The following is a 24,383-nucleotide window of genomic DNA, read 5'->3' on the forward strand; positions in this document are numbered from 1 at the left end:
TAATAACAAATTACAAACCACCAATAACCATTAATTAATGCGCATACTGCATCACATCCTCTCCAAATACTTCTTTACGAATCAATGGTAATTTTGAAATCAGATTTTTTAACCCTTCAACTCCTTGCTGTTCTGTATTATGAGAATGATAATCTTCGATTTTAGAAACATCTTCTTCACCTTCTGAGAAATATTTGGCATAATTCAAATCACGATTATCGGCAGGAACTCTGTAGAAATCGCCCATATCTTCGGCTTTCATCATTTCTTCACGGGTACAAAGAGTTTCGTACAATTTTTCTCCATGACGCGTTCCGATAACTTTAACTGGAACTTCTTTTCCTGTTAATTCGATTAATGCTTTTGCTAAATCTCCAATACTTCCTGCAGGTGCTTTGTTCACGAATAAATCTCCTGGATTTCCATTTTCGAATGCGAATAATACTAAATCTACAGCATCTTCTAATGACATAAAGAATCGTGACATATTCGGATCTGTAATCGTAATTGGTTCACCTTTCTGAATTTGATTCAAAAACAAAGGAATAACCGATCCACGAGAAGCCATTACATTTCCGTAACGTGTTAAACAAACCACCGTTTCTGTAAGATTACGAGCCTCTGCAACGGCAACTTTTTCCATCATGGCCTTCGAAATACCCATCGCGTTAATTGGATAAGCTGCTTTGTCTGTTGAAAGACAAATGACTTTTTTTACCCCGTTTGATGCCGCTGCACGAATCACATTTTGTGTTCCTTCCACATTGGTTTTTACGGCTTGCATTGGGAAAAATTCGCATGAAGGAACTTGTTTCAAAGCTGCAGCATGGAAAATATAATCGACACCACGAGTTGCTGGTTCTATTGAAGAATAATCGCGTACATCACCTATATAATATTTGATTTTATCATTTTTATAAAGGTTACGCATATCATCTTGCTTCTTCTCATCTCGAGAAAAAATACGGATTTCTTTGAAATGATCTGTTTCTAAAAAACGGTGCAATACAGCGGTACCAAATGAACCTGTACCTCCTGTAATTAATAGGGTTTTATTTTTTATTGTTTGCATTAGTTACTTTGTAATAATTGTATTATTTCTTTAATATAATTTTTAGTTTTTAAACCCGTCGGATTTGACTCTTGTGTTAATGCCTCATAAATGGCCTCTTCTATTGTTTCGATTTGCCTAGGGTCGAACGCGATCGAAGGGTTACATATCGTGTGCATATAAGGTAAATCTGAACCTATAATTTTACAACCTCCTTCTATTGCTTCCAAAATCCCTAAACCAAAACTCTCTGATAAAGATGGATAGATACAAAATTCAGTTTTTGCATAAATTGAAGCTAAATTTTCTTTTGGAATAAATCCTAAATTAACAATAGGAATTCCTTCCTCATTATATTTATTTATTAGACCAATTAACTCTGGAAAATCGTCTGTAATGGTTAAGGTTAATTTTCCTCTCCTTGTTCTTTTGTACATGTTGGCAAAAGCATGAATCAAATTAGCTTGGTTTTTATGCTTAGTCCCGCTACTTACATAAACAAAACTATCCTTCTCTTTTTCTGTAGTTGGATAAGACATCGGCTCATAAAATGGCAATACCACTACCTTATCCTTTTTATAAAAAGTATATTTTCGTATAAATTCTTGCCTGATACTTTCTGTTTGTAAAAGTACTAAATCTGTGTGGGATAATAATTTCTCAAATACATAAGATTTAATCTTAAACATGATTTGATTTTTGAAATTTAACGATTTAGGTACATCTAGATATAATCGTTGATGAAAATAGACATAGACAGGAACATTTAATTTTAGAGTAGGACCTAAATTCCCGAAACAAAAAACTTTACTGAATTTATTCTTCTTGCGTTTATAAAATTGATATCTATTAAACATTGAAGCTTTTAAAACCGTTTTTCTTTCGGTTGGGATATAATCAAAGTCGCTTGCACATCTTGCATCAAACAAATAATACACCTCGAGTTGTTCTGCCTCTAATGATTTTACTAGATAATCTAATAAAATTTTACCCCCACCATTATTAATGTATAAACTATCGAGAAGTATCATTGTTAATTAAATTATAATTAATAAAACCATAAATAAATAAAACATATATGTACGCCGAGTTACCAATACCAACCATAAAATCTTCTCCAAAATTAATTAGTAAATAAGAAAACATAAATCCTAAAAGTAGATAGCTTAATACATTCCTTTTTTCTAAAATATTAAAAATTGATAAAAACAACTGAAATAGAGAAAGTAATGTAAACATCAACCCCATGTTCAATAAAAAACGTATGTATACATTGTGCATATTACCAGTATTTATTAATCTTATATTACCATCCATCCCATTACCCCAAAATAAATTTTCTTTAATATGGAAAAACGCTTTATTCCAAAATATAGTTCTTCCTGAATCGGAAATAGAATTCTCTATATTTAAAAGCCTATTAGTAACAAATGACAGATCTATATAGTTATTAAGAATCATAAATACAATTGCTCCTAAAATTATCGCAACTAAAAATTGTTTAATAAAATTTCTGAAATAGAAAAGATTTAAAACAACATAACCGATCATTGCATTTCTTGACCCAGATAAAAGAATTACAATACTTAACAATAAAAAATTAATCCAACTTAGTTTTTTATCACTATTTGAAGAAGAAAGATTTACTAATACAATTAATAACCAAAATATTGCGGTAAAACCAAAAAGATTCGAATTATTTGAGAAACCTATGAATCGCTGTCCTGCTAAAACTAAATGCCCATTTAATACTAAACCAAGGATTATAAAGCCAAAAATTAGTATATTAAAAATTCTTAATAAACTATTTTTATATTTTACAAAACATAAACTTAAATAAAAAGGAAAAAGAAAAGAGGTGATAGTGAGTAAAAAAAAACGATCAACTTCTAAACCATCAACAATTGCATATAATAATTGAACAAAATAAAACAATGAAAAAAAGATTAATGATTTTGTTACATTCTTTGTGTTCCTAGCTAAGGAAAGTAAAGAAATCATGCATCCTAAAATCACAACACCCCATCTAATTGCATTAGCAATTGTATTCGTTATTGGTGGTAACGTTTTTACATTGAAAAATTCTGCTTTATCTAAATCACTATACACTTGTACAAAAGGAGTAACTAAGAAAAGTAGAATAGGTAATACAAAATAAATTAACTTCTCTTTTTTCATTTTATAATTAATTAATTACCAATAAAGAAGCTACTGTAATGTCTGGGCTAATCCGGTTGGATAAGACCCTACTCTTAGTCGACATCTCGATCAATTCTTTATCCGTATGGTTCATCAACAAGACTATTTTATTTGCTAAATCTTGACTATCTCCTTTATTAACTTGAAACCCATTAAATTTATCAATCACAAAATGTGGTGCTGCCCCGCAAACCTCCGTACATATTATTGGTAGACCTGCGCAAGCCGCTTCATGGATTACTAAAGCCCACGGTTCGTGCAAAGAAGGCAAAACAAAACAACCTGCATTTTGCATTTCCATTAATAATTCGTCATGTGCCATATAGTCCTTAATCTTAATATCCTCTCTGTGTATAAACTCATTTTTCAATGGTCCATCCCCTATTAATGTCAACGTCCACCCTTGTTTATCTTGTATTTTCTCCCATGCTTCTAACAAAATATTCAGCCCCTTTTCCGGTGCAAAACGACCAACATAAAGAAAATTTTTAGGATAGTTTGTTTTTTTCCGCTCTATTTCTACATGATGAAATAATTTATTATCGGCAGATAGTGAATTAAAAATAATTTGATTGTTTGCAAAACCCAACTTGCGAGCATAATCATATTGTCTAAATCCTGCTACCCATAAATAATCAAAAGCTTTTTTGAGATGCAAAGGACTTATCCATGCATTAATTTTTTGTTTTAATGTTCCATACCATGGGGTGTCCGACATGGCTACAACCTTTATTTTCGTGTTTTTTTTAATTTGTTTAGCAATCCATACATAATCTTTAATCATCCAGCCTGCAACAACTAAAACAGAGGGGTTAAACTTGAGAATATCTTGATAAACTTGTTTTTTGGGTTGATCTTTAAAAAGTATGGGTTGAAAGTTTTCTTTCTTTTCTGGTACATATTTGAATTTTTCACTAATTGAATAGGATAAAATATTCACTTTATACTCCTCTACCAAAGTATTCATTGACGTTAATTGGTGAGGAACATAATTAGCTATTAAGAACACTGCTTTCATAATTTATTTGCTATTTTTTGCTTTATCTCTCTTTCCTCGTTGTACATAGCTCTATAGTATCCTTTTTTTATAATTTTAGCTGGTATTCCTGCATACATAGAGTATTTATCTAATTCCATATTTTTATTCACCAATGAATAACTACAAACAATTGCAAAATCTTCTAAGATTACTCCCTTACTAATTGTTGATCTATAACCAATGAATACATTTTTACCAATTACAATAGGTTGAGTTAACTTAGTAACAGATTTATCATTAAGATCTACTATGTAATGAAAATTAGTATCAATTATTTGACATTCCCAAGTGATACTTGTATCTTCACCAATCGTAATTAATTCTGAACAGATAATTTTGCTTTTATTACCAATTGATACATTTTTTTCTAAACTTAATTTTGCATTTTTATCAACTCTAATTATTACACCATTTGCAAATCTATTTTTAGATGATAACTCAAATGTTCCTTGGATATTTAATAAAGTTTTTTCTGAATTCCAATACATATTGTCTTCGCCTAAAAAACCAAAACGAACCATTGCAGGTTTCACTTTTCCTTTCAAAATTACATTTCCTGACAAACTATAAAATCTTACATTTCTTGTTAATATAATGGGAATTTTTATAGCCTGATTGAAAGGTAACATATAAAAGTTAAAAAATAGAGTTCGCCAGATACTTACTCTACAAATTCTTCTAAAAGAATTCAACTTATTCCACATGCTTTTTTTCTTCTCTTAAATTTTTAATCACTTTTGCAGGTACTCCTGCCACTCTATGATATGGAGGAACATCTTTAGTTACAATACTTCCAGCTGCAACATGTGCCATTTCTCCAACTATTTTTCCTGGTAAAATAATAGATGTTGTAGATATTGCACATCCCTTTTTTAAAACTATTTTACTTGATGTTCCCTTACCTTCTATTGAATCTCCATTTGGAGTAATTTCATGAAAACCAGTTACTACAATGGTTCTCATACCTAATTTACAATAATCTTCTATAACAACCTCACTTCCAGGACTGGATGAAATAATAGCTTCTGGACCAATCCATACATTTTTTCCAATAATAATTTTCCCATTTTTGAAAATTCTTGCTGAGGAACAAATTTGTGTATGCTCTCCAATCTCGCAACCAATGGATTGATATAAGAATCTTTTAATTGATTCTAACATTTCTATTTTTTTTATATATTACTACCATTATTCCTAAAAATAAACCGCTCAATACTATGTTACTATATACTAAAGCCCATGCTCCGTTTAGTTTAAATCGTTCTATCAGAATCACTAAAGCAATAATTGACAAAAAGTCTCTAAAAAGTCGAATCGCAAACATTAACCAGTTTTTCCCTAAAGAAGTAAAGGCTTGGGCATAGACATTACTAACGCTAGTAAATATTGTAGAAAATACCGCAACCGCAATTAATCCTGCTAACCCATCAAATGTTTCTCCATAGCTTTTTGCTATCAATGAAGAAAACAATACAACGACTATACAGGGAATTAGGGTTGCTACAAAATTAATTTGAATCGTACGATTTAAAATTAAAGTATGTTGAGATGCATTATTTACATTTGATGATAAATGACTTAAAACTACATTGCGTAAAATACCTGGGATAAAAAGAATAATTGCATTCCATTGCATGGCAGCAGAATACATACCTAAATCGCCTACTGTTGCCAACCTCACTAAAAGTACACTTGATAACCATGATGCTACCGCATAAGTGCATTCTTGCAGGGCTATTGGAAAGGAAAAACTAAGGGTTTTATGAAACAATTGTTTATCTGTAGTTTCGTAGTGTATATTTTTAGGAATTGCTTTTTTAACCACTGAATAATTGAGAATACAATTGAGAATTTGCACAATAATTAGTGCCATCAAAGCCCCTTCGAACTTATACAAATAAGTAAGGCCTACTGTAAAAACAAAGGTTAATATCCCTATAATAGAATTGATTTTAGCTAACTCTTTAAATTTACCAAAGCCAGCCATCATTCCTATTTGTGTAGTTGTTATTGCATTAAATACAATTAAAATAGCCAATAAACGCAAAGCATAGCCTAAGTCTTGAATTTTTAGGACATCTATAGCTACCTTGTCTGCAAATAAAAATAAAAAAATAGCCATAAAACCACTAAAAACCAATGTAATTTGATTTGCATATTTTATGAATATTTTTATTTTTTCTGGTTTATGATTTTTAAATTCAGCTATAAATTTCGTTGCGGTATATCCTAAACCAAACGTAGAAAAAATACCAATGGTTAGTATGGTATTTCGAATAATTCCATATTCTCCATACACATCCTTCCCTAGAATTCTGGCTACTAAGATACCAGCTAATAAAGCTAACCCTTTACCTACTAAATTACCTGCTAAAGACCAAGCAGAGTCTTTTATTAATTTATTATTTTTTAATCTATTGTATATAGAAATAATTTTCATTTTTATTGTACTAAACATTCTCTAATAAATAGCGAGTATATACTTTAAGGTTAACGTCTGATAATTCTTTTGTTTAACTTTTCGATATATTTAAATCATTGTTGGATTGAATTTTATAAAACTTTTAAAACATTCATAACAGAAAATTTCTTTTATAAAATAGGTTTGTATTTAACGAATTTATAACCTTACCAAAGATAAATTTCTTTAATTTCATTTCTTCGAAATCAAGAAATCTTAACTTATGCTTATCCTAACAATTTCTAGATCAAAAACTTCTTTATGCTGTGCCAATAACATGGCATTAGACAAAACTACATATCCTGTTCCTACAACCGTTATTTTCATTATTTACTTATTTTCAATAACATTAATTTATTTTATAATTTTCATCAAATATTCGCCATACCCACTTTTTTTCAGTGGTTCTGCAATATTCATTAATTCTTCTTTTGTAATGTATCCCATACGATACGCCACTTCTTCTATGGCACCAATTTTCATTCCTTGACGCTCTTCGATCACTTGAACAAATTGACCAGCTTGCATCAATGAATTGATTGTTCCAGTATCCAACCAAGCTGTACCACGATTGAAAACACCAACTTTCAACTTTCCTCTTTTCAAGTATTCGGCATTGATATCTGTGATCTCTAATTCGCCACGTGGAGAAGGTTTGATATTTTTTGCAATTTCTACCACATCATTGTCATAGAAATACAAACCTGGTACCGCATAATTTGACTTGGGTTCAGTTGGTTTTTCTTCAATTGAAACAACTTCATTTTGCTCGTTAAATTCAACTACTCCGTATCGTTCGGGATCGCTCACCTGATAAGCAAAAACCAAGCCACCATCTGGATCTGCTGAATCTTGTAATAATTTAGACATTCCAGAAGCGTAAAATATATTGTCACCCAAGATTAAGGCTACTTTATCATTTCCAATAAATTCTTCTCCCAAAATAAAGGCTTGTGCCAATCCATCTGGACTTGGTTGTTCTTTATAAGAAAATTTACATCCTATTTGAGAACCATCGCCTAATAATTTTTCGAAATGAGGTAAATCGTGAGGCGTAGAAATAATTAAAATTTCGTTAATCCCTGCCAACATCAACGTTGACAAAGGGTAATAAATCATTGGTTTATCATATACCGGCATCAATTGTTTACTTACCGCTAATGTTAAAGGGTGTAAACGCGTCCCTGATCCTCCTGCTAATATAATTCCTTTCATTTTATTTATTTTATGGTTAGATGGTTAAAGGGTGAACGTGTGAACTTGTGAACTTGTGAACTTGTGAACTTGTAAACTTGTGATCATGTGAACTTGTGAACTTGTGAACTTGTAAACTTGTGATCATGTGAACTTGTGAACTTGTAAACTTGTAAACGTGTGAACTTGTAAACGTGTCAAATTGTAAACGGGTGAACTTGTAAACGGGTGAACGTGTAAACTTGTGAACGTGTGAACTTGTTAACTTCTTCACTTCTTCACTTGTTAACTTCTTCACTTGTTCACTTGTTAACTTCTTCACTTGTTAACCTTCTTCAATATCCCTTTTCAATGATTCTATTAATTTTAAGAGCATTCTTTTGATGTGTAAAAATTGTGTATCAAAATCATCTAAATTACTTATATAATTTAATCTTTTAGATATTTCTAATTGTGTTTCAATTTCATTCAATGAGCCTAAAGCGATGTACAAAAAATGAATAAATTCTTTTTTACTTTTTCTTCCAGCTCCTTCCGCAATATTAGAAGGGACAGATACTGATGCTCTTCTTAATTGGTTTGTCAAACCAAATTGCTCTTCTTTTGGGAAGCAATCTGTAATAGAATAAATATTTGTGACCAGATCTAATGATTTCTGATATACTAATAAATCCTTATGGCTCTTCATCTATTGTATTTTATGTGAAACTTGTAAACTTGTGAACTTGTGATCATGTGAACGTGTGAACTTGTGAACTTGTGAACTTGTGATCATGTGAACTTGTAAACGTGTGAACTTGTCAAATTGTGAACGTGTGAACTTGTGAACGTGTGAACTTGTAACTTCTTCACTTCTTCACTCCTTCACTCCTTCACTCCTTCACTTATTCACTTGTAAACGTGTAAACTTGTAACTTCTTCACCTCTTCACTTGTTCACTTGTTAACTCCTTCACTTCTTCACTTTTTCACCTTAAACTCTCCAAACGACTGTGCTTCTTGATCCTTTTCAGAAATTATCATTTTATCTGTTGGAATTTGCCAATCTATATTCAGTTCGATGTCTAAAGGATTCACTCCATCTTCAGACGCTTTGTTGTACCCATTATCGCATTTATAGAAAAATGTTGCTGTTTCTGAAATCACCGAAAAACCATGTAAAAAGCCTCTCGGAATAAACAATTGTTTTTTATTTTCTGCTGATAATTCTACAGCTACTGATTGACCATAGGTTTCAGAATCTGGACGAACATCAACTGCAACATCTATTACTGCGCCTTCTACAACTCGTACTAACTTAGCTTGTGAATGCTCACCTGCTTGCATATGTAATCCACGCACAACGCCATAAGAAGAATTTGATTGATTATCTTGAACAAAAGTTGGTTTATATCCTAAAATTTCTTCCAACTTTCCTTCGTTATACGATTCGAAGAAATACCCTCTCGAATCTTCAAAAACAGTTGGTTCTAAAATAAAACAACCTTTTAATTTTGTCTCTGTTGCTTTCATTACAGTCTTTTATTTACTTTTTCTTTAGGTAAAGCCCCTTTTACATCATAAATCACTCCGTTTTCTTTTAAATAATCAGTTAACTGAAGATTTAAAAATTCGTCGTGTGAAACAGTCAAGATAATGGCGTCGAATTGGTGAACTGGTGAACTGGTGAACTGGAAAACCTGATCCAATGTATTACAAAAAGTTATTCCGTATTCATGGTTTACCTCATCCGGGTTAGCCCAAGGGTCTAACGTTGTCACCTCTATTCCATATTCTTCTAAAGCATGAATCACATCAATTGCTTTTGAATTACGAATATCAGGGCAATTTTCTTTAAAGGTAATTCCTAAATTTAGAATTTTTGCGCCTTTTACTTTGATATCGTTGTTAATTAACAATTTAACAACCTGAGAAGCTACAAAGGCTCCCATAGAATCATTTAATCGTCTTGCTGCTAATATCAATTCAGAATAATAACCAATTTCTTGTGCTTTTTGAGCCAAATAAAATGGATCAACACCAATACAATGTCCTCCAACCAAACCTGGTTTGAATGGTAAAAAATTCCATTTTGTTCCAGCAGCTTCTAATACGTCATTGGTATCAATATCCATTAGCGAAAAAATCTTCGATAATTCGTTAATAAACGCAATATTGATATCACGTTGCGAATTTTCGATCACTTTCGATGCTTCTGCAACTTTAATTGTAGGTGCTAAATGAGTCCCTGCAACAATTACTGATTGATATAAATCATCAACTATTTTTCCAATTTCTGGAGTTGAACCTGATGTAACCTTCAAGATCTTTTCAACCGTATGCTTTTTGTCTCCTGGATTGATCCGTTCTGGTGAATAGCCTGCAAAGAAATCTGTATTAAATTTCAATCCTGAAACTTCTTCCAAAACAGGAATACACTCCTCCTCTGTTACGCCAGGATAAACAGTTGATTCGTAAATCACAATATCTCCTTTTGACAATACTTTCCCTACCGTTTCCGATGCTTTTTTAAGAGGCGTTAAATCTGGTCGATTATTTTTGTCCACTGGCGTAGGAACGGTTACCACATAAATTGTAGCATCTTTAATATCCGCTATATCTGATGAACAAAACAATCCATTTTCTACTTGAATAAAAGGATTTTGTTTAACTAAAACATTTTGTAGAACATTATTTTCAACTTCTAAAGTTGAATCTACTCCATTATTTAATTCAGCAATACGTTGCTCATTAATATCAAACCCGACAACAGGGTATTTTGTTGCAAATAATCGAGCCAACGGTAAACCTACGTAACCTAAACCAATTACTGCTATTTTATGTTGTTGATTCATTTATTATAATATTTTCTGTACCATTGTACAAAGTTAGACACGCCTTTGTCCACTGGATAAGATGGATTGTAACCAAATTTATCTTTCAACTCTTGGACATCCGCCCATGTTTGATTGACATCTCCCGCTTGCATAGGGTACATTTCTAAAATAGCTTGTTCTCCTGTTGATTTCTCTACTTCTTTGATAAAATCCATCAACTGAACAGGTTTGCTATTTCCTATATTGTATAACTGGTAGGTTTCGTTTGTTTGTTTGTCTTCAAGTATTTTCGTTATTCCTTGAATAATATCATCGATATAGGTGAAATCTCGTGATAAATCGCCGTGATTAAACACTTTCACAGGTTGATGATTTAAGATGGCTTTTGTAAATAAAAACATCGCCATATCTGGTCTTCCCCATGGGCCATAAACGGTAAAAAAACGTAAGCCTATCGTTTGAATATTGTACAAATGACTGTAAGCATGCGCCATTAATTCGTTTGCTTTTTTCGTTGCTGCGTATAAACTAATGGGATGATCGACAGCTTGCTCTGTAGTAAAAGGAACATCAGACGAATTTCCATAAATGCTTGAACTACTTGCATAAAGCAATTTCTTCACCTGATGATGACGACAACATTCTAATATATTCAAGAAACCAACCAAATTGCTTTGTCCGTAAGCATCTGGATTTTCGATACTGTAACGTACTCCTGCTTGGGCTGCCATATTAACAACCGCATCAAACGAATATGTTTTAAAAAGTTGAGCCAATGACTCTTTATCTTCTAAATTCATTCGATAGAAAATCATGTTCTCTTCATGCTTAGAAGAGGTGACCTTTTGATTAAAATGTGATGCAAATTCTTGAGAAATTCCTAATTCGTGTAATCGATCATATTTTAACTGAACGTCATAATAATCGTTGATATTATCAATTCCAACAACTTGAATATCTTTTTCGATTAGTTTTTCAGCTAAATGATAACCTATGAAACCAGCTACACCAGTTATGAATACTGTTTTCATTATTTCTCTTTTTCGGAGGTTGCGACCACTTTTCTTAATCCTGAACTTGAGAAACGATGCGTACGCTTATTGTAGTAAATCTGAATATTATTATCTAAACAATATTGTTTTCCTGTAAAGTCAATATTTCGGTATTCTTCGCCTATAATTCTAACATTTACGGGCAAAGCACTTAACATGTCAAACAAATCTTGTTCTGTTTCGTATGGAATAATTTCGTCCACATAACGACATCCTTCTAACTGTATATAGCGTTCTACGATAGATTGTGTTGGACTATTTTTGGAAGGGTCTACTGCTGCAGGATCTGTATTAAGACCTACAATCAAATAATCGCATTGTCGTTTGGCTTCTTCGAGCATCATCACATGTCCTGCATGAAGTAAGTCAAATATTCCGAAAGTAATTCCAGTTGTCATTTATAATACTATTGTTGGAAAGACAAATTTAGGTAATATTTTGAATTATTGTTAAAGAATTGTACAATAAAAAAAGTCTCTCAAATTTGAGAGACTTACACTTATATCAATTCTGAATTTCTTTTTTCTAAATGGGTGTAAACATTTTTCACTTCTTGCGAATATTCTTTTTGTAAAATTAAATTTGCTGTTGGAGTATGGACAAAAATGCAATTTTGCAACCCCACAAAAGAGGTGTACACTTCTGTTCCGATAATCATGTTTCCATTTCGATCTACAGTATGTCCGTTCATGATAAAATAATCATACAACGATTCGAAAGACCCCAAATCGTTCCAAATAAATTTTGCAGGAACAACTTTTATTTTCTTGCTTCGTTCCATTACGGCATAGTCGATGCTATTTGATGGAATTTTCATTGAAAGCTCTTCACTTAATTCTCCATTTACATTTTCGTTCCAAGCCTCGACAGAAGTTTCATAAATTTCTTTTTCAAACTTCTTCAACTCTTTTAGCAACACTTTTGCTTTGAAACAAAACATTCCACTGTTCCACAAAAAATTACCTTGCTCGATAAAATCTTGCGCCGTAATATGATTTGGTTTTTCACGAAACGATAACACAGTGTCTTCTTTGTGCTCAATATAGCCATACCCTGTTTCTGGACGTGTTGGATGCACACCAAATGTGACGATATAGTCATTTTGTGCTAATTCGATTGCTCTATTCATCGCTTCTTGATAGGCTTCCATATCTTCAATCAAATGATCAGATGGTGTCACAATTAGAATATCATCATCCTCAACTGCTAAAGCTGCAAATGCAATTGCCGCTGCAGTATTACGTGGAACAGCCTCTACAATTTTTGTGTATTCAACATTCATTTTATCAAGTACTTCTTGACTCAAATGATCGTTATCCTTGTTTCCTATGACCATCAACTTATCTGCAATAGGAAGATTGCGCTGAATCGTTAACTCAAATAAAGATTGCTCATTAAACAGAGGTAAATATTGTTTTGGATGACTTTTTCGTGAAAGTGGCCAAAGTCTACTCCCAACACCACCAGATAAGATCACATTATAAATACACATAAATTCTTCTAATTCGAACTTGTAAAGATATTAAATCAAATCATTATAGAAAATTATTGAAATTAAATTTAATGTAAATTTAATAGGAAACTGATCTAATAAAAGAAAAAAATCCTGCTCAATTGAGCAGGATTTTTATATTAAATTCATTTTGAATCTTAAATCATTGAAATACGTAGTGTATTGGTAATTCCTTTTTCAAACGCTGGCATAGCATTCAAATTGATGATGTAATCACCATATTCTACATAACCTGCATTCTTCGCTAAGATATTTACCTCTGTTACCGTTTGATCCGTAGATGTATCGCGAGGATCGTAATTAATCGATTTTACACCCCATAACAAATTCAACATACGGTTGATTCGTTTACTTGGATTAAACACCAAAATAAATGAATTTGGACGATGAGAAGAAATTTGAAAAGCTGTATAACCAGAATACGTCAACGTTGCAATTGCTTTTGCTCCTGTATCTTCTGCCATTTTAGCTGCATTGTAACAAACCATATCTGTTACAAAACGTTCGTTTTTAACTTTTGGTTTGTGTTCTGGTACATGTACGTGCTCATCATCTTCAACAGTTTGAAGAATTTTCGTCATTTTCTCAATCACTTGAACAGGGTATTGACCAACAGATGTTTCACCTGATAACATAACCGCATCTGCTCCATCAAAAACGGCATTTGCAACGTCAGAAACTTCGGCACGAGTTGGTGTTAAACTCGAAATCATGGTTTCCATCATTTGAGTTGCAACAATAACTGGTTTACGCGCTAATTTTGCTTTGTCAATTAATTGTTTTTGTGCCTTTGGAACAATTTCAAACGGAACCTCAACTCCTAAATCCCCGCGAGCAACCATTAATCCATCCGAAAACTCTAAAATATCTTTAATATTTTCTAAAGCCTCAGGCTTTTCAATTTTAGAAATAATTGGAATTTTAAGTGTGCCATGTTCTTTGATAAAATCAGATAAATCTTTTACATCTTGTCCCGAACGAACAAAAGATAAGGCAAACCAATCGACACGATTTTCGATTGCGAACTTTGCATCTTCTTTATCTTTTTCCGTTAAAGCTGGTAAAGAAATATTTGTATTTGGTAAATTAACTCCTTTTTTAGAACGCAATGGCCCGCCTTGTATTGTTTCAGCTTTTACAGTATCTGTACCATTAGTCTCGATCACTTTGAAGATTAATTTTCCGTCATCAATCAAGATGTTTTCACCCACTTGCACGTCTTGTGCAAACTTTTGGTACGTCATAAAAACTTTCTCTTTTGTTCCTACAACATCTTCATTGGTGAAAGTTAAAATTTCTCCTGGATTGATGACAAAATCTTCGTGTTCCATTTTACCAATACGCAATTTTGGACCTTGCAAATCCGCTAATACTGCTGTATTGTATCCGTGATCGTTATTTAATTGATGAATCATTTCTATCTTACGTTTCACATCCGCATAATCGGCGTGCGAAAAGTTGATACGGAACACATCTGTTCCTTTTTTCATCATTTCTAGTATAATTTCTGGACTATCAGTTGCTGGACCTAATGTTGCAACAATTTTCGTCTTTTTAAGAAATTGTTTATCGTAAATCATATTTTTCCCTTTTTTTTATGCACAATATTTTGTTAGAAAACCAATCTATCAGCTGTACTGATTAAATCGACATCTATTTTTTTAATTAATTTAATAAAATCTTTTTCTACAAATGGAAGTGGAAGATTCTCTATATCATCTTCCCAGCCAGAAACTTTGACAATATAGTTGCAATCCTTGTAATTAGGCACAAGTATAATGCTCTCTTTGAAAAGATTTGATAAATCTACTTCAATTTTTTTAGAATCGGATTGATTTGGGATATTTTTAATGATATGATAATCTATCTTATTGGTTTCATCTATCCATTCGTATGTTTCGAAAAAATAGGTATGATCATCTAACCAAATATCCAAATCATTGATACGTTGAAAACGCGTATCATAAGTAGAATTGAGATGGAAAATAAATTGTGTCGAAGTATTAAAGCTTGAATTTACGCCTATTAGATGGAAATCTATCCACTCATCATATAAGAGTAACTCTGCCATTCTTCTATACTTTTTCTATTTTCTTTTGTAGTGAATAATACGCGCGTTTTGCGGCACTTTCTTCTGCTTTTTTCTTTGAAGTTCCTCTCCCTTTTGAGATAACCTTATCGTTAAGACGGATAACGGATACAAAGACCTGAAGATCTTCTGCATTTTGCTCCTCAAATGTATTGAATCTTATTGTATTTCTCGTTTTTTGACTCCATTCTAAGATCAACGATTTGTGACTTGTTATGGTATGTTCCAAACGATCTAAATCCGCATAAGGGTCAATAATTTTGATTTGAATAAATTTTTGGACTGCATCTATTCCTCCATCTACATAAATTGCACCGACTAAAGCTTCTAACATATCACCATTGACGTCTTCCCCCAAATTGTTGTGATTGTTCATAGGATCTAAATAATCCAACAGACCAAGTTGTTTTGACACAGCGTTTAATTGCTTGCGTGAAACTATTTTAGAACGCATTTTTGTCAAATACCCTTCTTGTTGATCTGGTGCTTTATAGTACAAATGTACTGCGGTAGAAGCACCAAGTAATGCATCTCCTAAAAACTCTAATCTTTCAAAATTGATACTGTTTCCATTTTCATCTTTTTTTTGCGCTGATCTGTGGGTAAATGCTTCTTTAAACACCTCAATATTTTGAGGGGTATACCCCAGGATCTCGTTCAAAAATTTCAAAAAAGGATCAGATGAATTTGAATCATCACGATGATTTTTAAAAGAAAATAATTTTTTTAAGAAAGACATTACTTATACTTCTTAAATATCACACACGCATTGTGACCACCAAAACCAAAAGTATTACTCAATGCATAATCCACATTTTTCTCTTTTGCTTTGTTAAATGTATAATCAATTTTAGGATCAAGATTTTCATCATCCGTAAAATGATTAATTGTTGGTGGAACAATACTGTTATTGATAGCTCCAATAGCCGAAATCGCTTCAATAATTCCAGCACCACCTAATAAGTGACCTGTCATTGATTTAGTTGAATTGATTTGAATATTGTACGCATGTTCTCCAAATAATTTTTGAATCGCTTTAGATTCTGCAATATCTCCTAATGGTGTAGATGTTCCGTGCATGTTGATATGATCCACGTCTTCTACGTTTATATTTGCGTCTAATAAAGCTTCTTTCATCACATTTAAAGCGCCAATTCCTTCTGGATGTGGTGCTGTAATATGATGAGCATCTGCTGTCATCCCTGTTCCTACTAATTCAGCATAAATTGTAGCTCCACGTGCAATTGCATGTTCGTACTCTTCTAAAACAATACATCCAGCGCCTTCACCCATTACAAAACCATCGCGGTCTTTGTCAAATGGTCTTGAAGCCGTTTGTGGATCATCGTTTCGTGTAGATAACGCATGTAATGCATTGAAACCTCCAATGCTTGATGCTGTAATCGCAGCTTCTGACCCTCCTGTTACTATTGCTTCTGCTTTTCCAAGTCTTAATAACATGAATGCATCAATAATTGCATTTGTTGAAGAGGCACATGCCGAAACAGTTGTATAATTAGGTCCCATAAGACCAAATTCCATTGAAATATGACCAGGTGTGATATCTGCAATCATCTTAGGGATAAAGAAAGGATTGAAACGTGGTGTTCCATTTCCTGTTGCGTAATTCGAAACTTCTTCTTCAAAAGTTTTAATTCCACCAATACCAGATCCCCATATAACACCGATACGCTCTTTGTTTACGTTAGTAGCATCTAAGATCCCACTGTGTTTGATAGCTTCTCTTGCAGCCACAATCCCCAATTGGGCACAACGATCAATCTTGCGCGCTTCTTTTCGATCAAAATGATCTTCAATGTTGAAGTTTTTGATCTCACAAGCAAATTGTGTCTTAAAAAGAGTTGCATCAAAAAGCGTAATAGGCGCGGCGCCACTTACACCATTCACTAATCCTTTCCAGTATTCTTGGTAAGTATTTCCGATTGGTGTTAGCGCGCCTAAACCTGTTACTACTACTCTTTTTAATTCCATAAAAATTAAGGAACTATTACTTGTTTAAGTCTTCGATGTATGTCACAGCTTGACCTACTGTAGAAATTTTCTCTGCTTGATCGTCTGGAATTTGAATATCAAATTCTTTTTCGAATTCCATAATTAACTCTACTGTGTCTAATGAATCAGCTCCTAAATCGTTAGTGAAACTTGCTTCAAGCGTTACTTCGCTTTCGTCAACTCCTAATTTATCCACGATAATTGCTTTCACTCTTGATGTAATGTCAGACATAATTTTCTAATTTTAATTGTTGTAAACTACTGCAAAAATATAAAACTTATATTAAATACAAGCTTTTTTTTATATGCATGCATAAGAACTTGCAAATATAGGGTGAATAATTATTCACGAAAACGTTTAAGTGAATGACATAAGTCAAATTTTTCACGCTTTTTTTTATTGTAACTTTGTGCAAAGTTTTTACCTTTAATATTTTAAAAATACTATAAAATCACAAAAATGAGCATAGAATTGGCATCTTACGGAATAAAAAATTCCAAAATTAACTATCAATTATCTCCTGAAGAACTTACCAAGAAAATGGTAGAATTAGGACAGGGAGAAATCACATCTTCTGGCGCTATTAATATGCTAACAGGAGAATTTACAGGGCGTTCACCAAAAGACCGTTTCATTGTAAAAGATGATATTACGGCTGATAACGTTTGGTGGGATGGAAATACAAATATTCCTTTTGATTCTGATAAGTTTGACGCTTTATATGATAAAGTAGTTGAGCACTTAAGCAACCGCGAAATTTATGTACGCGATGCTTTTGCTTGTGCAGATGACGCCTACAAAACTAAAATTAGAGCAATTACAGAAACACCTGCTGCTAATTTATTTATCTACAACATGTTTATTCGTCCAACAGAAGAAGAATTAAACAACTTCGGAGATTCTGAATGGACAATTATAAATGCGCCAACTTTTGTTGCTGATGCAGACCAAGATGGTACAAGACAACACAATTTCTCTATCTTAAACTTCAAACGTAAAATCGTTTTGAATGGTGGAACTGGTTACACAGGAGAAATGAAAAAAGGAATTTTCTCTGCTTTAAACTTTATCTTACCGGTATTTAGAAACACATTACCAATGCATTGTTCTGCGAACTCTGGTGAAAACGGAGATACTGCCATGTTCTTTGGGTTATCTGGTACAGGAAAAACAACCTTATCTGCTGATAAAAACAGACGTTTAATTGGTGATGATGAACATGGTTGGACTGAAGACAATACTGTATTCAATTTTGAAGGTGGTTGTTATGCTAAAGTAATTAACTTATCTGCAGAAGGAGAACCAGAAATTTTTGCTGCAATTAAAGAAGGTGCGTTATTAGAAAACTGTAAGTTAGTTCCAGGGACAAACGAAGTTGACTTTACGGATACCTCAATTACAGAAAACACACGTGTTTCTTATCCGATTGATTACATCGAGAATATTGCAGTTCCATCTGTAGGAAAAAATCCTAAAAATATTTTCTTCTTATCATTTGATGCTTTTGGTGTTTTTCCTCCAATCGCTAAATTAAACCCAGATCAAGCAGCTTATTTATTTATCTCAGGATATACTTCAAAAGTGGCTGGTACAGAAGCTGGTGTTACAGAACCACAAACGACATTCTCTACATGTTTTGGTGCGCCATTTATGCCGTTGCACCCAACAAAATATGCTGAAATGTTAAGCGACAAAGTAGAAAAAACTGGCGTTAATGTTTGGTTAATTAACACAGGTTGGAATGGTAAGAAAGAACGTATGTCTTTAAAAGATACTCGTGCAGTGATCAATGCAGCATTAAATGGAGATTTGGATAACGCAGCGTTTAAAAAGGATCCATACTTCGGATTTGAAGTTCCAGTTGCAATAGATGGTGTTTCATCAGAAAAATTAAATCCTGCAACTTCATTTGCAACAGAAGAAGCGTATGAAGAAAATGCGAAAGTATTGGCAGCTAAATTCAAAGAAAACTTCAAAAAGTTCGAAGAATTTGCGAATGCTGATTTATTAGCTGGAGGACCAACAATTTAAGGTTGAAATTAAGATTGAGATTAAGATTGAGATTAAGACAAAGTTTTAGCTCATTTTGAAAATCAGAAATAAATACAAAACCGAGCAAATTGCTCGGTTTTTTTATGTTTTAAATTTTTTAAAAAGATATAATTCATCTTAATTCTAGATACACTTTTTATAAATTTCATTTCTAAAATCACTCAAATTGACAAATTTTCATTCAGATTTACAATAGAAAAATTACATTTTCAAATAAAATTCTTTTGTTAAATTAATGTAATCTTCGGTATATTGATGACGTTCGACTTCGATGATTAACTCATTTTCAAGGCATTTCTTGTCATGAAAACTAAATTCTAATAAAACACGTTTGGTTGCAGTAGTTGCATTTCCTTTTACATAGACTGTTTTTGATCGTTTTAAGTTGTTTTGCGAAGCAATTTTACAAAAAGCACCCATTTGATCGTAAGGTATAATAAAACTCGCTAAACCGTCTTGTTGAAGCAATTCAGTCGTTTTTTTGATTAGCTCTTCAAATGTTAAGGTTTCTTGTTGTCGCGCTTGTTTTCGCGCATCAAAATCAACCGTGTCATTTACTATGAAAAATGGTGGATTGCTTACGATCAAGTCATATTTTTGATCTGTAGAATACGCTTGAAGTGATGCATTAAAAACCGTTAATCGCTCAGAAAAAGTTGCAAGTTCAAAATTTTCTTTTGCTTGTATAAAAGCATTTATATCAATTTCGATAGCATCAATTGTTGCATGTGGAAAACGTTGGGCTAACATCAAGGAAATTAATCCTGTTCCAGTGCCAATATCTAATATATTTTCGCCCGTTTCTAAAGTTGACCAAGCGCCAAGCAAAACACCATCTGTGCCAACTTTCATTGCCGTTTTATCTTGAAAAATATCGAATTGTTTAAAACGAAAAGGTTTTCTATTCATTATATGGAATCAATATGTAGAATGTTGTGCCAACAGAAATTTCGGTTTCGAAACGAATGGTTCCATCGTAATCGTCAATAATTTTTTTCACCATTGGCAAACCTATTCCCATTCCACTGTTTTTTGTTGTAAATTTTGGAACAAATATAGAATCTTGTGATTCTACTGGAATTCCATTTCCATTATCTTGTATGGTAATATGAAGAAAATCTTTTACAAAAGCGACATCCACTTTCACTTTTGCAGTACGAGATTGTGGAATAGATTGAAATGCATTCTTTGTAATATTGGTAATAATTCTGTTCAAATATTGTTTATCAAAACGCATCATGATGATATTTGGAGAATAATTAAACTCGATAAACTCCATTGGAAATACATAAAGTGTATTTTTTATGACTTCTACAACATCAATTTTTTCATCTTTACGCGATGGCATTTTTGCAAAATCTGAAAAAGCCTCTGCAATACCAGAAATTGTATCAATTTGTTGCAATAAAATATTCCCTGTGCGCATTGTTTTCTCTTCGAGATCAGGATCATTGATATCAAATCTTCTCATGTGATTTTGAATCATTAATCGCATTGGAGTTAATGGATTTTTGACCTCATGAGCTACTTGTCTGGCAAAATCTCTCCACGCTTCTTCACGTTCTTGTTTGGCCAATAAATCGGATTGTTCTTTTAATCGAAATAGCATATCGTTATAGGAATCGACCAAGACTTTGATCTCGTCATTTCCATCGTAACGAATCGGCATATTGTTGACAATTACTTCTGTTTCTCGAATACGATCTGCAAACGACCAAAGTTTATTCAATGTACGTTTAGTTACAAAATAGACGGCTAAAGTTCCGAATAAAAGAATTACACCAAAAGCTAATCCATAACTACCAATTAAGGTAAACATGTCTTGCTGTAAAAAATCTTGGTTGGATTGGTAAGGTAAACAAAGAATGGCAATGTTTTCGTTGTAATAATTCTTGATATTACTATACGACGAATAGATATCACTCTCGTCATGAGAATCTTTATTCGTTACAATAAAATCATTTGAATCTTTGAGTTTATCGAGTATCTTTTGTGGTAAAACATCATAAGTTGTCGATACAGGTTGAGTTGTAAGGATTTTATTTCCACGCAAATCGTAAACCACAATATCTGTTTTGTTGATATCTCCAATGCGAAGAAAACCATCTTCTAATAGGTTATGAATATTATCCTTGGTTGCAATTCCAGGGTAATTATCCATCTCATAATCTATCGCAGCTTCTACTGCTCTTACCTTTCTTTTAAGAATATCTTCGTGATATTGTTTGGTTTGATCATTGAAATGATTAGCAGTAATCAATAAAATTGCGCCTGCTGTAAATAACAAAATCGTTACCATGTAAATGATAATACGAATAGGTAGCGATAAGTTATTTTTTCTTCTAATCATTTTTATTTTTGAAATAATCTTTTGACGTATTTTCCTAAGATATCAAATTCTAAATTTAAGGTATCTCCAACTTTCACTTGATTGAGATTTGTAAATTCCCAAGTGTACGGAATAATTGCTACCGAAAATTGACCAACTTTACTATCTACAACGGTTAAACTAATTCCATTTAGACAGATCGAACCTTTTTCTACAGTTACATTTCCAGACGATGCTTCGTCATAGGCTACGGTAACAAAAAAACTTCCGTTTTGGTTTTCAATAGAAACTACATTTCCTGTTTGATCTACATGTCCTTGAACAATATGACCGTCTATGCGACCATTGAATTGCAAACATCGTTCTAAATTGATAAAATCGCCTTCTTTTAAGGTGTTAAAGTTTGTTTTTTGTAGTGTTTCCTCTATAGCTGTGACTTTGTAAAGACCATCTTTAAAATCAACAACTGTTAAACAAACTCCATTGTGTGCTACACTTTGATCTATTTTTAGTTCATCACAAAAATCAGCTTCAATCCATAAATGTAAATTAGATTGATCTTTCTCTGCTTTTACAAGCTTTCCAACTCCTTCAACGATTCCTGTAAACATGATGTTATTTTTGGTGAAAGTAATAATTAATTCTAAAATTATAAAATGAAAAAGGGATGATTTTAAAACATCACCCCTTTAATTATTGATCTAAATATTTATTTTACTCAACTGTAACTGATTTTGCCAAGTTACGAGGCTGATCTACATTTTTACCTAATTTTACAGCAATCCAATAAGATAATAATTGTAATGGAATAGCTGTTAAAATTGGAGAAAACTCTTCTGCCGTTTCTGGGATTACAACATAATCATCTGCCATTGCAGTAACTTGTTCATCGCCTTCGTTTACAATCGCAATTACTTTTGCACTACGAGATTTAATTTCTTGAATGTTAGAAACTACTTTTTCGTAATATCCTTTTTTCGTTGCAATAACAATAACTGGCATATTTTCATCCAACAATGCGATTGGTCCGTGCTTCATTTCTGCTGCAGGATACCCTTCTGCGTGGATGTAAGAAATTTCTTTTAATTTTAATGCACCTTCTAAGGCTGATGGGAAGTTATACCCACGACCTAAATAAATTGCATTTCTATTGTCTTTATATTTTTCGGCAATTTTATCGATAACGCCTTCGCAATTATCTAAAATTTGTTGCACTAATTCTGGAATACGCTCTAATTCGCGTGTTAACAAGTTGAATTTCTCTGCTGATAATTCACCATTGTGTTTTCCTAATTTTAATGCAATCAATGCTAAAACTGTTAACTGAGCTGTAAAAGCTTTTGTTGAAGCAACACCAATCTCAGGACCTGCGTGTGTATAAGCCCCAGCATCTGTAATACGAGCGATAGATGAACCTACAACATTGTTAATTCCGAAGATAAAGGCACCATTTTCTTTTGCTAATTTAAGCGCTGCTAATGTATCTGCCGTTTCTCCTGATTGAGAGATTGCAATTACCACATCATGTTTGTTGATGATTGGATTACGGTAACGGAATTCTGATGCATATTCTACTTCTACAGGAATGCGAGCGAAATCTTCGATCATGTATTCTGCTACTAATCCTGCATGGTAAGACGTTCCACAAGCTACAATAATGATACGTTTGGCATTTAAGAATTTCTCTTGATGATCCCAAATACCTGCCATTTTGATGACACCTTCGTCAACCAATAAACGTCCACGCATTGTATCACGAATAGAACGAGGTTGTTCGTTGATTTCTTTTAACATGAAATGTTCGTACCCTCCTTTTTCGATTGCTTCGATATTTAATTTTAATTCTTGAACATCTAAAGATACCGCTTCATTATTTTTGATTGTACGTACATCAACTGCTTTGTCTAAAGTAATTGTTGCCATGTCTCCGTCTTCTAAATAAACAGCATCTTTCGTAAATTCGATAAACGGAGAAGCGTCAGAAGCTACAAAGAATTCGTTTTCACCAATTCCGATTGCTAATGGAGATCCTAAACGTCCAACAACAATTGTATTTGGTTCTTCTTTGTCTAAAACTGCTATAGCATAAGCTCCAATCACTTCATTAAGCGCTAAACGAACAGCATCTGTTAAATTTAGATTTTGTTCTTCTTGAAATAATTGAATAAAGTTTACTAAAACTTCTGTATCTGTATCACTGTGAAAAACATAACCTTTTTCGATTAACAATTTTTTGATTGATTCATAGTTTTCAATAATTCCATTATGAACTAAAACCAAACGTCCACTGTTTGACATATGCGGATGCGAGTTTACATCGTTTGGAACACCATGTGTAGCCCAACGTGTATGACCAATTCCTAAATGAGGTGTTTTATCTAAATTTGATGATTTTTCTTCTAAATCAGAAACTTTTCCTTTTGTTTTTACTAATTCAAAATCAGTACCAGTAGAAAGGACTAAGCCAGCACTATCGTAACCACGATACTCTAATCTTCTCAATCCATTTATAATAATTGGATACGCTTCGCGATGACCAATATATCCTACAATTCCACACATAATGTTATATAGT

Annotated in this window: 25 protein-coding genes; 1 reads left to right on the forward strand and 24 read right to left on the reverse strand. The window is 32.8% G+C overall.

All coding sequences use genetic code 11. The features are described 5' to 3' along the window. Window positions 1–34: 34 nt before the first annotated feature. The 20 genes from NZD85_RS08920 to NZD85_RS09015 form a co-directional block, all read right to left on the reverse strand. Window positions 35–1,072, reverse strand: a complete 1,038-nt coding sequence (locus tag NZD85_RS08920) for a polysaccharide biosynthesis protein (protein WP_260541499.1) — start codon at window positions 1,070–1,072, stop codon at window positions 35–37. Further along, window positions 1,072–2,082, reverse strand: coding sequence for a glycosyltransferase (locus tag NZD85_RS08925; protein ID WP_260541500.1), 1,011 nt, complete (start codon window positions 2,080–2,082; stop codon window positions 1,072–1,074). The genes NZD85_RS08920 and NZD85_RS08925 overlap by 1 nt, the downstream gene beginning before the upstream one ends. Further along, window positions 2,066–3,229 carry an O-antigen ligase family protein gene (locus NZD85_RS08930; RefSeq protein ID WP_260541501.1) on the reverse strand — a complete coding sequence of 388 codons (1,164 nt, stop codon included), beginning with the start codon at window positions 3,227–3,229 and terminating at the stop codon, window positions 2,066–2,068. The genes NZD85_RS08925 and NZD85_RS08930 overlap by 17 nt, the downstream gene beginning before the upstream one ends. Window positions 3,230–3,236: 7 nt before the next feature. After that, window positions 3,237–4,268 carry a glycosyltransferase gene (locus tag NZD85_RS08935; RefSeq protein WP_260541502.1) on the reverse strand — a complete coding sequence of 344 codons (1,032 nt, stop codon included), beginning with the start codon at window positions 4,266–4,268 and terminating at the stop codon, window positions 3,237–3,239. Beyond that, window positions 4,265–4,852, reverse strand: a complete 588-nt coding sequence (locus tag NZD85_RS08940) for an acyltransferase (protein ID WP_260541503.1) — start codon at window positions 4,850–4,852, stop codon at window positions 4,265–4,267. The genes NZD85_RS08935 and NZD85_RS08940 overlap by 4 nt, the downstream gene beginning before the upstream one ends. A gap of 130 nt (window positions 4,853–4,982) precedes the next feature. After that, window positions 4,983–5,450, reverse strand: a complete 468-nt coding sequence (locus NZD85_RS08945; protein WP_260541504.1) for an acyltransferase — start codon at window positions 5,448–5,450, stop codon at window positions 4,983–4,985. Further along, a complete protein-coding gene (locus NZD85_RS08950) occupies window positions 5,434–6,729 on the reverse strand; it encodes an oligosaccharide flippase family protein (RefSeq protein ID WP_260541505.1) in 1,296 nt (431 codons plus the stop codon). The genes NZD85_RS08945 and NZD85_RS08950 overlap by 17 nt, the downstream gene beginning before the upstream one ends. 375 nt (window positions 6,730–7,104) lie before the next feature. After that, window positions 7,105–7,965, reverse strand: a complete 861-nt coding sequence (gene rfbA / locus NZD85_RS08955) for a glucose-1-phosphate thymidylyltransferase RfbA (protein ID WP_260541506.1) — start codon at window positions 7,963–7,965, stop codon at window positions 7,105–7,107. 16 nt (window positions 7,966–7,981) lie between these two features. Then, a complete protein-coding gene (locus NZD85_RS08960) occupies window positions 7,982–8,266 on the reverse strand; it encodes a hypothetical protein (protein ID WP_260541507.1) in 285 nt (94 codons plus the stop codon). Window positions 8,267–8,269: 3 nt separating this feature from the next. Then, on the reverse strand, window positions 8,270–8,632 hold the full coding sequence (locus NZD85_RS08965) for a four helix bundle protein (protein ID WP_038335987.1): 363 nt from the start codon (window positions 8,630–8,632) through the stop codon (window positions 8,270–8,272). A 271-nt stretch (window positions 8,633–8,903) separates the two neighbouring features. Further along, the gene (gene rfbC / locus NZD85_RS08970; RefSeq protein WP_260541508.1) at window positions 8,904–9,455 is read right to left on the reverse strand and encodes a dTDP-4-dehydrorhamnose 3,5-epimerase; all 552 of its coding nucleotides are present in this window, start codon (window positions 9,453–9,455) and stop codon (window positions 8,904–8,906) included. Next, the gene (locus NZD85_RS08975; protein ID WP_260541510.1) at window positions 9,455–10,777 is read right to left on the reverse strand and encodes a nucleotide sugar dehydrogenase; all 1,323 of its coding nucleotides are present in this window, start codon (window positions 10,775–10,777) and stop codon (window positions 9,455–9,457) included. The genes rfbC and NZD85_RS08975 overlap by 1 nt, the downstream gene beginning before the upstream one ends. Further along, window positions 10,774–11,790, reverse strand: a complete 1,017-nt coding sequence (locus tag NZD85_RS08980) for an NAD-dependent epimerase/dehydratase family protein (RefSeq protein ID WP_260541512.1) — start codon at window positions 11,788–11,790, stop codon at window positions 10,774–10,776. The genes NZD85_RS08975 and NZD85_RS08980 overlap by 4 nt, the downstream gene beginning before the upstream one ends. Next, window positions 11,790–12,209, reverse strand: a complete 420-nt coding sequence (locus NZD85_RS08985; RefSeq protein ID WP_171622975.1) for an adenylyltransferase/cytidyltransferase family protein — start codon at window positions 12,207–12,209, stop codon at window positions 11,790–11,792. Before NZD85_RS08985 ends, NZD85_RS08980 begins: the two co-directional genes overlap by 1 nt. Before the next feature lie 101 nt (window positions 12,210–12,310). Next, window positions 12,311–13,303: a mannose-1-phosphate guanylyltransferase gene (locus NZD85_RS08990; RefSeq protein WP_260541514.1), complete on the reverse strand. Its 993-nt coding sequence runs from the start codon at window positions 13,301–13,303 to the stop codon at window positions 12,311–12,313. Window positions 13,304–13,461: 158 nt separating this feature from the next. Next, window positions 13,462–14,904, reverse strand: coding sequence for a pyruvate kinase (gene pyk / locus NZD85_RS08995; protein WP_260541516.1), 1,443 nt, complete (start codon window positions 14,902–14,904; stop codon window positions 13,462–13,464). A 32-nt stretch (window positions 14,905–14,936) separates the two neighbouring features. Further along, the gene (locus NZD85_RS09000) at window positions 14,937–15,395 is read right to left on the reverse strand and encodes an IPExxxVDY family protein (RefSeq protein ID WP_260541517.1); all 459 of its coding nucleotides are present in this window, start codon (window positions 15,393–15,395) and stop codon (window positions 14,937–14,939) included. A gap of 4 nt (window positions 15,396–15,399) precedes the next feature. After that, window positions 15,400–16,152, reverse strand: coding sequence for a ribonuclease III (rnc, locus tag NZD85_RS09005; RefSeq protein WP_171622969.1), 753 nt, complete (start codon window positions 16,150–16,152; stop codon window positions 15,400–15,402). Then, entirely contained in the window at window positions 16,152–17,405 is a 1,254-nt protein-coding gene (gene fabF, locus NZD85_RS09010; RefSeq protein WP_260541518.1) for a beta-ketoacyl-ACP synthase II, read from the reverse strand. Before fabF ends, rnc begins: the two co-directional genes overlap by 1 nt. A 16-nt stretch (window positions 17,406–17,421) precedes the next feature. Then, a complete protein-coding gene (locus NZD85_RS09015) occupies window positions 17,422–17,658 on the reverse strand; it encodes an acyl carrier protein (RefSeq protein WP_038336002.1) in 237 nt (78 codons plus the stop codon). A gap of 228 nt (window positions 17,659–17,886) precedes the next feature. Here NZD85_RS09015 and pckA point away from each other — a divergent pair, with 228 nt between their 5' ends. Beyond that, a complete protein-coding gene (gene pckA, locus NZD85_RS09020; protein ID WP_225539556.1) occupies window positions 17,887–19,458 on the forward strand; it encodes a phosphoenolpyruvate carboxykinase (ATP) in 1,572 nt (523 codons plus the stop codon). Window positions 19,459–19,680: 222 nt separating this feature from the next. Here the strand turns inward: pckA and NZD85_RS09025 are convergent, their stop codons facing one another. The 4 genes from NZD85_RS09025 to glmS form a co-directional block, all read right to left on the reverse strand. Beyond that, window positions 19,681–20,388 carry a tRNA1(Val) (adenine(37)-N6)-methyltransferase gene (locus tag NZD85_RS09025; protein WP_188319450.1) on the reverse strand — a complete coding sequence of 236 codons (708 nt, stop codon included), beginning with the start codon at window positions 20,386–20,388 and terminating at the stop codon, window positions 19,681–19,683. Then, on the reverse strand, window positions 20,381–21,829 hold the full coding sequence (locus NZD85_RS09030; RefSeq protein ID WP_260541519.1) for a sensor histidine kinase: 1,449 nt from the start codon (window positions 21,827–21,829) through the stop codon (window positions 20,381–20,383). The genes NZD85_RS09025 and NZD85_RS09030 overlap by 8 nt, the downstream gene beginning before the upstream one ends. Before the next feature lie 2 nt (window positions 21,830–21,831). Beyond that, the gene (locus NZD85_RS09035) at window positions 21,832–22,419 is read right to left on the reverse strand and encodes a riboflavin synthase (protein ID WP_188319449.1); all 588 of its coding nucleotides are present in this window, start codon (window positions 22,417–22,419) and stop codon (window positions 21,832–21,834) included. Between the two features lie 103 nt (window positions 22,420–22,522). Then, entirely contained in the window at window positions 22,523–24,370 is a 1,848-nt protein-coding gene (gene glmS / locus NZD85_RS09040) for a glutamine--fructose-6-phosphate transaminase (isomerizing) (RefSeq protein ID WP_225542089.1), read from the reverse strand. Window positions 24,371–24,383 lie beyond the last annotated feature (13 nt).

Origin of the sequence: Empedobacter stercoris (assembly GCF_025244765.1) — a bacterium.
GTDB classification, from domain to species: Bacteria; Bacteroidota; Bacteroidia; order Flavobacteriales; family Weeksellaceae; genus Empedobacter; species Empedobacter stercoris.